Annotated in this window: 14 protein-coding genes; 7 read left to right on the top strand and 7 right to left on the bottom strand. The window is 64.5% G+C overall.

What is annotated here, in order from left to right; translation table 11 throughout:
• Nucleotides 1–132 precede the first annotated feature (132 nt).
• Nucleotides 133–582 (bottom strand): universal stress protein, encoded by a 450-nt coding sequence (locus EOD15_RS19220; protein WP_127267216.1) that lies wholly within the window; start codon nt 580–582, stop codon nt 133–135.
• Nucleotides 583–789: 207 nt separating this feature from the next.
• On the opposite strand from EOD15_RS19220, the gene EOD15_RS19215 reads away from it, so the two are divergent.
• Nucleotides 790–1,371: a histidine phosphatase family protein gene (locus EOD15_RS19215; protein ID WP_127322505.1), complete on the top strand. Its 582-nt coding sequence runs from the start codon at nt 790–792 to the stop codon at nt 1,369–1,371.
• A gap of 31 nt (nt 1,372–1,402) precedes the next feature.
• Here the strand turns inward: EOD15_RS19215 and EOD15_RS19210 are convergent, their stop codons facing one another.
• Nucleotides 1,403–1,804, bottom strand: a complete 402-nt coding sequence (locus tag EOD15_RS19210; protein ID WP_127322504.1) for a VOC family protein — start codon at nt 1,802–1,804, stop codon at nt 1,403–1,405.
• 118 nt (nt 1,805–1,922) lie between these two features.
• A complete protein-coding gene (locus EOD15_RS19205) occupies nt 1,923–2,675 on the bottom strand; it encodes a pseudouridine synthase (RefSeq protein ID WP_127323013.1) in 753 nt (250 codons plus the stop codon).
• 139 nt (nt 2,676–2,814) lie between these two features.
• Here EOD15_RS19205 and EOD15_RS19200 point away from each other — a divergent pair, with 139 nt between their 5' ends.
• The gene (locus EOD15_RS19200) at nt 2,815–3,261 is read left to right on the top strand and encodes an SRPBCC domain-containing protein (RefSeq protein WP_127323014.1); all 447 of its coding nucleotides are present in this window, start codon (nt 2,815–2,817) and stop codon (nt 3,259–3,261) included.
• Nucleotides 3,262–3,297: 36 nt separating this feature from the next.
• On the opposite strand, the gene EOD15_RS19195 is transcribed toward EOD15_RS19200, so the two are convergent.
• A complete protein-coding gene (locus EOD15_RS19195) occupies nt 3,298–4,131 on the bottom strand; it encodes a helix-turn-helix transcriptional regulator (protein WP_164893283.1) in 834 nt (277 codons plus the stop codon).
• A gap of 91 nt (nt 4,132–4,222) precedes the next feature.
• On the opposite strand from EOD15_RS19195, the gene EOD15_RS19190 reads away from it, so the two are divergent.
• Nucleotides 4,223–5,113, top strand: a complete 891-nt coding sequence (locus EOD15_RS19190; protein ID WP_127408740.1) for an SDR family oxidoreductase — start codon at nt 4,223–4,225, stop codon at nt 5,111–5,113.
• Between the two features lie 80 nt (nt 5,114–5,193).
• Here EOD15_RS19190 and EOD15_RS19185 read toward each other — a convergent pair whose 3' ends face one another.
• From EOD15_RS19185 to EOD15_RS19175, 3 genes are read right to left on the bottom strand one after another with little or no spacing between them, the layout of a single operon-like run.
• On the bottom strand, nt 5,194–5,892 hold the full coding sequence (locus tag EOD15_RS19185; RefSeq protein WP_127322196.1) for a RibD family protein: 699 nt from the start codon (nt 5,890–5,892) through the stop codon (nt 5,194–5,196).
• 5 nt (nt 5,893–5,897) lie between these two features.
• Nucleotides 5,898–6,299, bottom strand: coding sequence for a type II toxin-antitoxin system HicB family antitoxin (locus tag EOD15_RS19180; protein WP_127322197.1), 402 nt, complete (start codon nt 6,297–6,299; stop codon nt 5,898–5,900).
• Between the two features lie 5 nt (nt 6,300–6,304).
• The gene (locus tag EOD15_RS19175) at nt 6,305–6,493 is read right to left on the bottom strand and encodes a type II toxin-antitoxin system HicA family toxin (RefSeq protein WP_127322198.1); all 189 of its coding nucleotides are present in this window, start codon (nt 6,491–6,493) and stop codon (nt 6,305–6,307) included.
• Nucleotides 6,494–6,859: 366 nt separating this feature from the next.
• On the opposite strand from EOD15_RS19175, the gene EOD15_RS19170 reads away from it, so the two are divergent.
• The 4 genes from EOD15_RS19170 to EOD15_RS35810 all read left to right on the top strand — a co-directional run bounded on the left by EOD15_RS19170 (nt 6,860) and on the right by EOD15_RS35810 (nt 10,898).
• Nucleotides 6,860–7,807: a substrate-binding domain-containing protein gene (locus tag EOD15_RS19170; protein WP_127322199.1), complete on the top strand. Its 948-nt coding sequence runs from the start codon at nt 6,860–6,862 to the stop codon at nt 7,805–7,807.
• A 121-nt stretch (nt 7,808–7,928) separates the two neighbouring features.
• Nucleotides 7,929–9,497 (top strand): sugar ABC transporter ATP-binding protein, encoded by a 1,569-nt coding sequence (locus EOD15_RS19165; protein WP_127322200.1) that lies wholly within the window; start codon nt 7,929–7,931, stop codon nt 9,495–9,497.
• Nucleotides 9,494–10,510 (top strand): ABC transporter permease, encoded by a 1,017-nt coding sequence (locus EOD15_RS19160; RefSeq protein WP_027035281.1) that lies wholly within the window; start codon nt 9,494–9,496, stop codon nt 10,508–10,510. The genes EOD15_RS19165 and EOD15_RS19160 overlap by 4 nt, the downstream gene beginning before the upstream one ends.
• Nucleotides 10,511–10,745: 235 nt before the next feature.
• Nucleotides 10,746–10,898, top strand: a complete 153-nt coding sequence (locus EOD15_RS35810; protein ID WP_164893239.1) for a hypothetical protein — start codon at nt 10,746–10,748, stop codon at nt 10,896–10,898.
• Nucleotides 10,899–10,911: the final 13 nt, after the last annotated feature.

The following is a 10,911-nucleotide window of genomic DNA, read 5'->3' as shown; positions in this document are numbered from 1 at the left end:
ACCCTCGTCCGCCATTCGTCAATTTTCTCCGGCGCGGTCGAACAATGTTGGCGCACGACAGCCGCGCCGGGATGGTCTCCGGCTGTTATTTGAGCATGATTCCGAAAGTCAGTTCCAGCCCGGAAAAACGCCCTAGCGGACGACCAGCACCGGGATTTCCGTGTAGGACAGCACTTCCGCCGTCTGGCTGCCGAGAAGCAGCTTGCCCAGTCCGCGGCGGCCGTGCGAAGCCATGACGATCAGGTCGCAGCCCAGGGCCTGCGACAGTTCCAGGATGGCTTCGGCGGGCCGCTTGTCCTCGACATGCACGACCTCCGCGGAGACGCCGACGGCGTTCGCCGACGCCTTGCACTTGTCGAGCACTTCCTTAGCGTGTCGTCCCGCCTCTTCCTTGTAGGCAGCCAGTTCGTTGCCGGCGGCATAGCCGGCCATGGCACCGCCCAAGGCGAAGATCGGGAATGGTTCCGAGACGGTGACGAAGGTGACAGCAGCGCCGAGGCCCTTGGCCAACGTTAGGCCGTGAGTAACGCCCTTGTCGGCCAGTTCCGATCCGTCCGTGGCGATGAGCAGATGTTTGTACATGACGATCTCGACTTGTTGTGCAAGGGCCCGTGCCCTTGTGGTGGCGGGAGCCTTGTGGAGGCTGGCCTTGATATAGTTGCGGCCTCGGGCCGATCACAGGGCCGGCCCGCCGCGGATCAAGGCCAGGCGACCACGCAGTTTTGTACCAAGCGGTTTCCCCTTTGCCGCATCGTCGCTTAAGGTGCTGGCGACACTGAAAGGCATTCCATGAGCAACGCGTATCCCCAAATCCATCTGGTCCGGCATGGTGAGACGGCATGGAGCCTTTCGGGGCAGCATACCGGCCGCACCGACATGCCGTTGACCCCGGTTGGCGAGGCCGCCGCGCGGGGTGTCGCCGATAGGCTCAAGGGGCTGTCTTTTTCGGCCGTATGGTCGAGCCCGTCGCAGCGCGCCTACAACACCAGCGTACTGGCCGGCTTCGACGCGCAGAGCGCCAAGAAGGACGATCTGCAGGAATGGGACTACGGCGCCTATGAGGGGCTGACGACAAAACAGATCCTGGCCGAGCGCCCCGGCTGGAATGTGTTTCGCGATGGTTGTCCAAAGGGCGAGATGGCGGCCGATGTCGGCGCGCGGGCCGACAGGATTATCGCCGGGCTGCGCGAGGCCAATGCCGGCATATTGGTGTTTTCCAGCGCGCATTTCTTGCGCGTGCTGGCGGCGCGCTGGATTGGCCTGCCGCCCGAAGGCGGCGCGCTGCTTGTGCTCGAAACAGCCAGCATCAGCGTGCTCGGCTACGAGCATGATTTGAGCGAGCCGGTCATCCGGAAATGGAACCAGAAGTAGGGCGGCTTTGGCCAGCGGCGCCGCTTCCGCCCTACCTGTCGAATTTCTTGATCGCTTCGGCGGTCACCGGCGTGAAGAAATTCACCAGATTGCCATCGGGGTCGCGAAACAGCAGCGAGCGATTGCCCCAGGGCATTGTGGTTGGCTTCTGCACAGTAACATTCCTGACGAGGTCCGAGAGCCTGGCGAATTCAGCATCGACGTCGCCGACGCGGAACTCGAGGATGACGGTGTGGTTGTCGGCGGGGCGGGCGATGTCGCCGCCGAACAGCATCAAGGTGCGCGTGCTGCCAATCGCCAGCGTGCAGGCCGGTGTCGCCAGTTCCGCGAAGTCTTCCGTGTAGACCGTCACGGGCAGGCCCGTGATCTCGCCGTAGAAGTGCACGAGGCGCTGAACGTCCGAAGTGATGATGCGGACAGAGACGAAATTCATTGCTTTGGCTCCTGATCGTTGAAGCCGTGGCCGGCTCCCATCCGACCTATAGGCCAGGCCTCCTGACAGCTTTCCGTCAGGAAGGATTGCTGTGAGCCTGCACCAGCGCACGCGCTGCTCACCCCGCCAGCAGCGCCAGTTCCTCCGGTGTCAAATGCCGTGCCGTGCCCTTGGCGAGGTCGCCGAGCGGCAGGCGGCCGATGGCGATGCGGATGAGGCGCAGGACCTCGACGCCGTGCGCGGCGAGCAGGCGGCGGATGTGGCGGTTGCGGCCTTCGTCGAGCACGATCTCCAGCCAGGCGGTGCGGCCACCGATGCGCAGCAATTCGATCGAGCTGGCGCTCAGGATCTCGCCGTCGACGCTCACGCCCGCGCGCAACGTCTTCAACATCGCCGCGTCCGGCACCGTGCCGACCTGCACGTGATAGGTTTTCGGCAAATGCGAAGCCGGGTCCATCAGCCGGTTGGCAAATCGGGTGTCGTTGGTCATCAGCAGCAGGCCTTCGCTGGCCTTGTCGAGGCGGCCGACCGGCGAGACGAAGGGCAGGTCGAGCCCTTCGAGGCAGGCATAGACGGTGTCGCGCTGTTGCGGGTCGTCGCGGGTGGTGACCAGCCCGCGCGGCTTGTTGAGCATGAGATAGACCTTGCGCTCGGCAACCACCGGCCTGTCGTCGACGACGATGCGGTCGCGGTCGAGGTCGACCCGCAGGGCTGCATTGCGCACCACCTTGCCGCCGACGCGCACACGGCCTTCGGCGATCAGCACATCCGCCTGCGTGCGCGAGCACAGGCCGAGCTTCGACAGCGCCCGGTTGAGACTGACGCCGGGCGCCGCCTGCCTGCCGCTCTGCCGTGTCTGCCGTGGTGTCATGCTGCCCGTCTGTGCTGGTGGAGCCGACAGATGCCACGGGCCGCGATCGCTTCGCAAGCGTGACGCTGCTGCCTTCGCATGCGCCGCACCGCCCGAACGACGATATTGTCGTCGCCGCATCCGCGATAAATTGCAGCGCATGAGTGAGTCTGCCGCACCGATCATCAAGACCGTCGTCATCGCTGCAACGCCTGCCAAGATTTGGCAGGTGCTGACGACGCCCGCGATGATCCCGCAATGGATGTCCGACGAGGAGTTGACCGTCAGCCTACAAGGGCATGCCGGCGGCGCGATCGTGATGCTTGGACTGCTACACGGAATGCCGTTCGAGAACCATGGCATCATCCGCGCTTTTGAGCCGGGAAGGAGCTTCGCCTACGGTTACTGGAGCACGCTGTCGGCCCCGCGTCTGGCGGACGTGCCCGAAAACCACACGGTGCTCAGCTTCGATCTGGCGCCGGCGGATGAGGGAACGCTGCTGACGCTGACGCTCAGCGATTTTGCCGAACCGGCGATCCGCCCGCATGCCAATCTCTACTGGGGGCCGACCTTGCAGATTCTGAAAGCGGTCTGCGAGCGCGCTTGAGGGCGGGCGTCTCCCCGCGGACGGATCGTCTGGCCCTTACTCTTTGGGGTGTCGGGCGAGAGCCAGCGCGCGAATGCGGTCGGCGACGGCGCTGTCGACCGGGTTGTAGACGGTCAGGCTCAAATCCGGCCGGCCGTCGACCGCGAAGCCCGAATATTCCAGCTCGATATCGCCGAGTTCCGGATGCTTCAGGCGCTTTGTCCCGTCGCCGTGGCTGAGCACGTCGTTTGCCCGCCACAGGGCGGCAAACTCGGGGCTGGCGCTGCAAAGCTCGTCGACGAGTTCGCGCACCTCGGAGACAGCGCCGGCGCGTGCCGCATCGGCACGGAACGAGCCCACCACGAAACGAGCGAGGTTTTGCCAGTCGTGCTGCCTGGCGCGGATATGGGGAGTGAGGAACATGAAGCGCAGGATGTTGCGCTCGCCCTCGGGCAGGGCGCTGTAGTCGGTCAGCACGACCCGCGCGGCGCGGTTCCAGGCAACGACATCCCAGGTGGCGGTCCTGACTATGGCGGGGCTGGCATCGAGCGTGTCGATGAGGCGCTGCAGCCGCGGGCTGACGCCCTCGGCACCGGTGTAGCGGACCTCGGGCGGGCGCCCCAACCCGAGCATGAAAAGATGTTCACGCTCCGCCTCGGTCAGCAGCAGCCCCTTGGCGATGCGATTGAGGACATCGGCCGAGGGCGCGCCGCCGCGGCCCTGTTCCAGCCACGTGTACCAGGTCGGGCTTATGTTGGCGCGCTGGGCGACCTCTTCCCGGCGCAACCCCGGCGTGCGTCGGCGGCCCGAAAAGCCGAAGGAAGCCGGATCGAGCCGCGTGCGCCGGTCTTTGAGGAACGCTGCCAGCGAGCCGGCGGAATTGGAGGGCATCCTGTTAGCCATTATACCATGATAAGATCACTACTTTAATAGAATAATAGACCAGCAATATTACGCAGGCAACTAGTGCAGGAGATTTTGCATGCGTATCTTTCTCACCGGCGCGACCGGTTTCATCGGTTCGGCGCTGGTTCCCGAACTCATCCAGGCGGGCCACCAGGTGGTCGGCGTGACCCGCTCCGACGCCGGCGCCGAGGCGCTGGTCGCGGCAGGCGCCGAGGTGCATCGGGGCACCCTCGAGGAGCCCGAGGGGCTGCGCGACGGCGCGGCGAAGGCGGAGGCTGTGATCCATACGGCGTTCGACCATGATTTCTCGCGGTTTGCCGAGAATTGCGAAAAGGACAAGCGCGTCATCGCCGCTCTCGGCGCCGCCCTGGGCGGCTCCGACCGGCCGCTGGTGATCACCTCCGGCGTCGGCATGGGCAGCCCTGGGCATGGCGAACTGGCGATTGAGGACGTCTTCAATGCCAGCCACCCCAATCCGCGCATAGCCTCCGAGCTGGCCGGCAATGCGCTTCTGGAAAACGGCATCAATCTGTCGGTGGTGCGGCTGCCGCAGGTCCACAATCCGGTCAAGCAAGGGCTTATCTCGCCGCTCATCGAGATCGCGCGTGAAAGGGGCGTCTCGGCCTATGTCGGCGAAGGCCGCAACCGCTTCTCCGCGGGCCATCTCCTCGATGCGGCGCGGCTTTACCGGCTGGCCGTGGAAAAGCGGCAACCGGGAGCACGCTATCACGCGGTCGGCGAGGAAGGCGTCGAGGTGCGGGCCATCGCCGAGGCGCTTGGCCGGGGCCTGAAATTGCCGGTCGTCTCCATCGCGCCGGAAAGAGCGGCGGAGCATTTCGGCTGGATGGCAATGTTCGCGCCGATGGATCTGCCGGCCTCCAGCGCGCTGACACAGGCACGATTGGGCTGGCATCCGACCGGCCCGACGCTGATCGCCGATCTCGACGCCATGCAATACGCCGTTTGACCGGCTGAAGCGTCGGCGCAGAAGCGGGCCGCCAATCCGGGATAGCCGGGTTGGCGGTCATTTCCGTTCAGCGAGCAACGTCAAGCAGGGGTGACCGCGTAGCGCAGATGGACGAGCCCATGCGCCAAGGCCTCGCAGCTTTTCAGGGACAACTGCATCTTGCCCGCCAGGCCGCTCTCGCCGAACTCGACGAAGGCCTGGTTGGCGGCGCGTCCATCGATCGCGGGCGCGACGAGAAGGCTCAGCTCATCGACGAGTCCGCCTGCGAGGAAGGAGCCGTTGATGCCGGCACCGCCCTCCAACAGCAACCGGCGGATGCCGAGTTCGCTTCCGAGCACCTCAAGCATCGCCGCGAGATCGATGTCCGCCGCTTCCGACACGATATAGGACACGCCGTCGGCGGCAAGCTCGGCCAAATGGCTGTCGGTAACGTCACGCCCAAGCAGCACCACGACGTGGTCGCCGCCGATGTCGGGTTTGGAAAAATGGAACTTGCCCGAGGCATCGAGCGCCACGGCATAACTGCCCGCATCCATTTGCGCGAAATGATAGGGCCGGTCGACCTTGCCGACATTGGCTGGTGGGTGCGCGGCGGCCTTGCTCATCTCGGCCATGGTGACGCGGCCGACGATCCAGGCGTCAGCCGCGAGATCACTGTGGATATGTTCGTAGAGGCTCGACCACTCCGCCCGGGTCCCGTCCGGACTTGTCGTGTAGCGGCTTGGATGAAGGCTGCCGTCGAGTGATGCGAGCATATGGCAGATGATTTGCGGCTTCATACGGGTCACGCCGCTTCAAGCGCCATCACTTTTTCAGCGGCCTTTGCGAGAAACCCGGATCGGGTATAGCCATGAGCTTCGGCAAAGGCATCGATCCTTTGGAGAATGTCGTCGGAAAGCGTCACGTTGATACGCACTGTTTTCCTGGTCTGGGTCTGGGCCGAGACCAGGATTGCAACACCGTCGCGATTATCGGCGTCCGCCATCACAGCCTCCAAACTGGAGGGTTCAGGAACAGCCCCGCCATCCTCGACCAACCCTTCGATGTGGAGGGCGAGGGCCTCTTCAGCCATGGACCGGGCGTCATCCAGATCCTTGCCGGCGGTAATCACGCCTGGGAAATCAGGGAAAGACACACCGAAGTCGCTGTCGGCATCCTTATGGATAAGTCCGATATACTGCTTCATGGCCGTCACCTCAGTTTCAGTCCAGATTGTTTTTCGATGCTGCGCAGGGTGCCTATTGGAATAGCGCGCTTGGGATGAGGGACGGTGACCCGCCCTAGCCTGTCGCGGTGTTTGAATTGCGCATGACTGCCCCTTCGGGCAACTTCAACCCACCCATCAGCTTCCAACAGGCGGATAATGTCGGCGCTTTTCATGTGTATTTATACACATTTAATGGTGGCCTTTCAATAAGGAATATGGAGTCAGTCAACGCCAAATAGGCCGCAGGAGGCGAAGCGCCGTGTCTATTGTGCTGGGAAGCATGCCCACGATCCAAAAATCCGACAATTCCGATAATTTGCCGAACAGCGCTGTTATATCGAGGTTGCACAAATGGTTGACCCTGGGTTAGCATCCCCAGGCAGGCGTCGGTGGGAGGCTCTTTTTACAGCGGCGGCCAGCTGGAGCGGCATGCGTTTTCGGGCGCAGGGAGGATGCTCCAACACTTTGAACCGATGCATGATCCTTCCTGAAACCGATCCCGGTTTTCGGGGTCGTGCGTTTTTGTGGAGGAGGATCCCATGAACAGACGTGAATTCCTGCTGTCGTCCGCGGCTTTCGGCGCCATGATGGTCGCCGCGCCCTCGGTGTTTGCGCAGGACAAGCTCACCATCCTTGGCTCGGTGCCCAGTCTCGGCTTTCCGTTCTTCGTGCACATGCTGAACGAGATCAAGGCGGAAGCTGCCGCGCAAGGCGTCAATTTGACCGAGAGCGACGGCCAGAACTCGGCCACGAAGCAGACCGCCGACATCGAGGCGGCCTTGGTGCAGAAGGTCAACGCCATCGTCATCTCGCCGCTCGACGTCAACGCGCTGGCGCCGGCCATCGAGGAAGCGGTCAAGGCCGGCGTTCCCGTGGTGACGATCGACCGCCGTGTCGACGGCGTCGAGGGCATCCTCGCCCATGTCGGCGCCGATAACGTCAAGGGCGGCGAGGCGGAAGCCAACGCCGTGGTGGCGGCGTTCCCCAACGGCGCCAAGCTGTTCCATCTGCAGGGCCAGCCCGGCGCCGGCCCGGCGATCGACCGCAACAAGGGCGTGCACAATGTGCTCGATCCCTTAAAGGACAAGTATCAGATCGTCTTCGAGCAGACCGCCAACTTCGCCCGCGCCGAGGCGCTGTCGGTGACCGAGGCCGGCCTTGCCGCCAACGGCAAGCCGGACGCCATCGTCTGCGCCAATGACGACATGGCGCTGGGCGCCATGGAGGCTTGTGCCGCGCGCAACTTCACCGACGTCAAGATCTACGGCTTCGACGCGCTGCCGGAAGCGTTGGTCGCCGTGCGCGACGGCAAGCTTGCCGGCACCGTCGAGCAGTTCCCCGGCGAGCAGTCGCGCACCGCGGTGCGCATCGCGGTGGCCTTTGCCAAGGACAAGACCGAGCCGAAGGAGAAGCTGGTGCTTTTGACGCCGATCGTCATCGGCAAGGACAATCTCGACAAGGCCGAGAGGATTGGCGAGACGAAGTAAGGGTTTGGCGGGGATCGGCCGATTGGCAAAGCCGCGGGACAGCGCCCCCCTCTGTCCGGCAGGACAGAGGGGGGCGTTCAAGCGCTGACAGGCGACATCAACTGCATGGAAGGAGCCACCCTTGCCGCCAGCCGCTGAAGCCGCATCGCCCGAACCCGTCCTGCTCGCCGTCGAAGGCATCACCAAGCATTTCGCCGGCGTGACCGCGCTCAGCGACGTCTCGCTCGACATCCGCCCCGGCGAGATCCTCGGCCTGCTCGGCGAAAACGGCGCCGGCAAGTCGACGCTCTTGAAAATCCTCTCGGGCGTCGTGCCGCCGTCGGGCGGCCGCATCACTTTCGACGGTGCCGATTATCATCCATCCAGCCCGCAGGATGCCAAGCGGCTCGGCATTGTCACCATCTACCAGGAACTGAGCCTGATCCCGACGCTGACCGTGGCCGAGAATATCTTTATCGGCCGCGCGCCGATCGGCCAGTTCGGGCTGGTGAGCTGGAGGCGCATGGAGCAAGAGTCGCGCACGATCATCGCTCGCGTCGGCCTCTCCATCGATCCGATGACGCCGGTGTCGGCGCTGTCGGTGGCCGAACAGCAACTGGTCGAGATCGCCCGCGCCCTGTCGCTGAAAAGCCGGTTGATCATCATGGACGAGCCGACCTCGGCGCTGACCGAGACCGAGGTGCAGCGGTTGCTGTCGATCATGGACCGGCTGCGCAAGGACAAGGTCGCCATCATGTTCGTCACCCACCGGCTGGAGGAAGCGTCCGCCATATGCGATCGCATGACGGTGCTGCGCGACGGCCGGCTAGCCGGACATCTCGACCGTGAGGGTGGACCGATCGCCCTGCCCAAAATCATCGAGAAAATGGTTGGCCGCGCGGCGTCCGAGCTCTACGCCCGGCCGGCGCAACGCGCGGTGGCCGGCGATGTCGTGCTGTCGGTGCGCGGCCTGCGCACCGTGCGCGACCCCGAAGCGCCGCACGCCATCGTGCTCGACGGCGTCGACATCGACCTCAAGGCCGGTGAAATCCTCGGCGTTGCCGGGCTTGTCGGCTCGGGCCGCACCGAGCTGGCGCGCGCCATTTTCGGCGCCGACCGCATCGCGGCCGGCACCATCACGCTCGACGGCAAGCCGATCGCCCCGGCATCACCCGCGGACGCCATTGCGCTCGGCATCGGCCTGCTGCCGGAGGACCGTAAGCACCAGGCGATCTTTGCCGCGCTGGGCATCCTGCCGAATTTCTCCATCGCTTCGCTGGGCAGCTTCAGCAACGGTTTCGGCTTCATGGCCGAGCGGCGCGAGCACGATGCGCTGTCCGGGTTTCGCAAAATGCTGTCGATCCGCATGGCTTCGGCCGAGCAGGCGATCGAAGGCCTGTCGGGCGGCAACCAGCAGAAGGTGATCCTGGCGCGCTGGCTGGCGCGCGATCCGAAAGTGCTGATCGTCGACGAGCCGACGCGCGGCGTCGATGTCGGCGCCAAGACCGAGGTGCACCAGATCCTGGTGCAGCTTGCGGCGCGCGGCATTGCGGTGATGATGATTTCGTCCGAGCTGCCCGAGGTGCTTGCAGTGTCGGACCGCATCGTCACCATGCGCCGGGGCCGCATCACCGGCCAGATGCCGGGCGTCGAGGCAAACGAGGAAAGACTGATGGAACTGATGGCACTCGACCGCAAGGAGACACTATGAGCGTGGCGGGGGAACAGGATCAGCGCGGCGGCATCAACTTCGCGCGGCTTTTGATGAGCTTCGGGCCGCTGCTGTTCCTGGTGGCGCTGATCATCGTCTTCACCGTGCTGAAGCCGAGCTTCATGGACCCGATCAACCTGTTCAACATCACAAGGCAGATCTCGATCACCGGGCTGATCGCGCTCGGCATGACCTTCGTCATCCTCACCGCCGGCATCGACCTGTCGGTCGGTTCGCTGCTCGCCTTCTGCGGTATGGTCGCCGCCGTGGTCGCCAAGGGTGGCTCCGCCAACACGCTGTCGCTGTCGACGAGCGGCACGCAAGGGTTCGGCTGGTTCGCAGCACTCTTGGCCGCCGTCGTTGTGGGCGCTGCCGCCGGCGGGGTGCAGGGGCTTGTCATCACCCGGCTGAAAGTGCCGCCCTTCGTCGTCACGCTGGGCGGGCTGACGGTGTTTCGCGGGCTGACGCTGACCATCTCAAACGGCGGCCCGATCTCGGGCTTCGACGCCTCGATGCGCTGGTTCGGAACCGGGCTGATCGGCCCCGTGCCGGTGCCGGCGCTGATCTTCGCCGCGGCCGCCATCCTGTGCCATATCGTGCTGCGCTACACGCGCTACGGGCGCGCTGTCTACGCCGTCGGCGGCAATGCCGAGGCGGCAAGGCTGTCGGGCCTGCGCGTCGACCGTATTCTGGTCTCGGTTTATGTCATCGTCGGCTTCTTCGCCGGCCTCGCGGCCTTCGTGCTGTCGGCGCGGCTGAATTCCTCGGAAGCGGTCGCCGGTATCGGCTACGAGCTGACGGTCATTTCGGCCGTCGTCATCGGCGGCACCTCGCTGTTCGGCGGCATCGGCTCGGTCGGCGGTACGGTGGTCGGCGCGGCGCTCATCGGCGTGCTGCAGAACGGGCTGCAGTTCAACAACGTCTCGTCCTATACGCAAAGCATCGTCATCGGGCTCATCCTGATCCTGGCGGTGGCGTTCGACCGGTGGCTGAAATCGCGGGTGAGAAGGTGAGGGGGACGGTTCTCCCTTCTCCCACAAGGGGAGAAGGTGGCCTCGCGAAGCGAGGTCGGATGAGGGATGTTCCAGGGAACGCCAACGCCCCATTCCGTCACGCACCCCTCATCCGTCTCGGCGCTATCGCGCCGATCCACCTTCTCCCACAAGGGGAGAAGGGGAGCCCCCTTTCTTGCAAAACAGCCGTCCTTTGCTAGAAAGGTTTTGGCGGGTGGCATCGTGAGAGAACCTCATGTTTGCCGATATCATCAGACCGATCACCTTAGGTTTTTCGCTGCTGCGGCGGTTCTGGCCGCAACTCATGGCACTCGTGCTGGTCGGCGATCTCCTCATGCAGCTGGCGGCGAAGGTGGCGCTGGCCAATCACTTCGCCGGGCGCGGCTGACATAGGCGCGCAT

It is taken from the genome of Mesorhizobium sp. M7A.T.Ca.US.000.02.2.1 (assembly GCF_003996995.1).
Taxonomy (GTDB): Bacteria; Pseudomonadota; Alphaproteobacteria; order Rhizobiales; family Rhizobiaceae; genus Mesorhizobium.
This window is presented reverse-complemented; position numbering and strand designations above follow the sequence as displayed.

What these genes read in the sequence shown, in the direction of transcription:
- EOD15_RS19185 (WP_127322196.1), bottom strand. Translation starts at nt 5,892, where the DNA reads ATGAAGCCGCAAATCATCTGCCATATGCTCGCATCACTCGACGGCAGC.
- EOD15_RS19180 (WP_127322197.1), bottom strand. Translation starts at nt 6,299, where the DNA reads ATGAAGCAGTATATCGGACTTATCCATAAGGATGCCGACAGCGACTTC.
- EOD15_RS19215 (WP_127322505.1), top strand. Translation starts at nt 790, where the DNA reads ATGAGCAACGCGTATCCCCAAATCCATCTGGTCCGGCATGGTGAGACG.
- EOD15_RS35810 (WP_164893239.1), top strand. Translation starts at nt 10,746, where the DNA reads ATGTTTGCCGATATCATCAGACCGATCACCTTAGGTTTTTCGCTGCTG.
- EOD15_RS19210 (WP_127322504.1), bottom strand. Translation starts at nt 1,804, where the DNA reads ATGAATTTCGTCTCTGTCCGCATCATCACTTCGGACGTTCAGCGCCTC.
- EOD15_RS19195 (WP_164893283.1), bottom strand. Translation starts at nt 4,131, where the DNA reads ATGCCCTCCAATTCCGCCGGCTCGCTGGCAGCGTTCCTCAAAGACCGG.
- EOD15_RS19190 (WP_127408740.1), top strand. Translation starts at nt 4,223, where the DNA reads ATGCGTATCTTTCTCACCGGCGCGACCGGTTTCATCGGTTCGGCGCTG.
- EOD15_RS19220 (WP_127267216.1), bottom strand. Translation starts at nt 582, where the DNA reads ATGTACAAACATCTGCTCATCGCCACGGACGGATCGGAACTGGCCGAC.
- EOD15_RS19160 (WP_027035281.1), top strand. Translation starts at nt 9,494, where the DNA reads ATGAGCGTGGCGGGGGAACAGGATCAGCGCGGCGGCATCAACTTCGCG.
- EOD15_RS19200 (WP_127323014.1), top strand. Translation starts at nt 2,815, where the DNA reads ATGAGTGAGTCTGCCGCACCGATCATCAAGACCGTCGTCATCGCTGCA.
- EOD15_RS19205 (WP_127323013.1), bottom strand. Translation starts at nt 2,675, where the DNA reads ATGACACCACGGCAGACACGGCAGAGCGGCAGGCAGGCGGCGCCCGGC.
- EOD15_RS19170 (WP_127322199.1), top strand. Translation starts at nt 6,860, where the DNA reads ATGAACAGACGTGAATTCCTGCTGTCGTCCGCGGCTTTCGGCGCCATG.
- EOD15_RS19175 (WP_127322198.1), bottom strand. Translation starts at nt 6,493, where the DNA reads ATGAAAAGCGCCGACATTATCCGCCTGTTGGAAGCTGATGGGTGGGTT.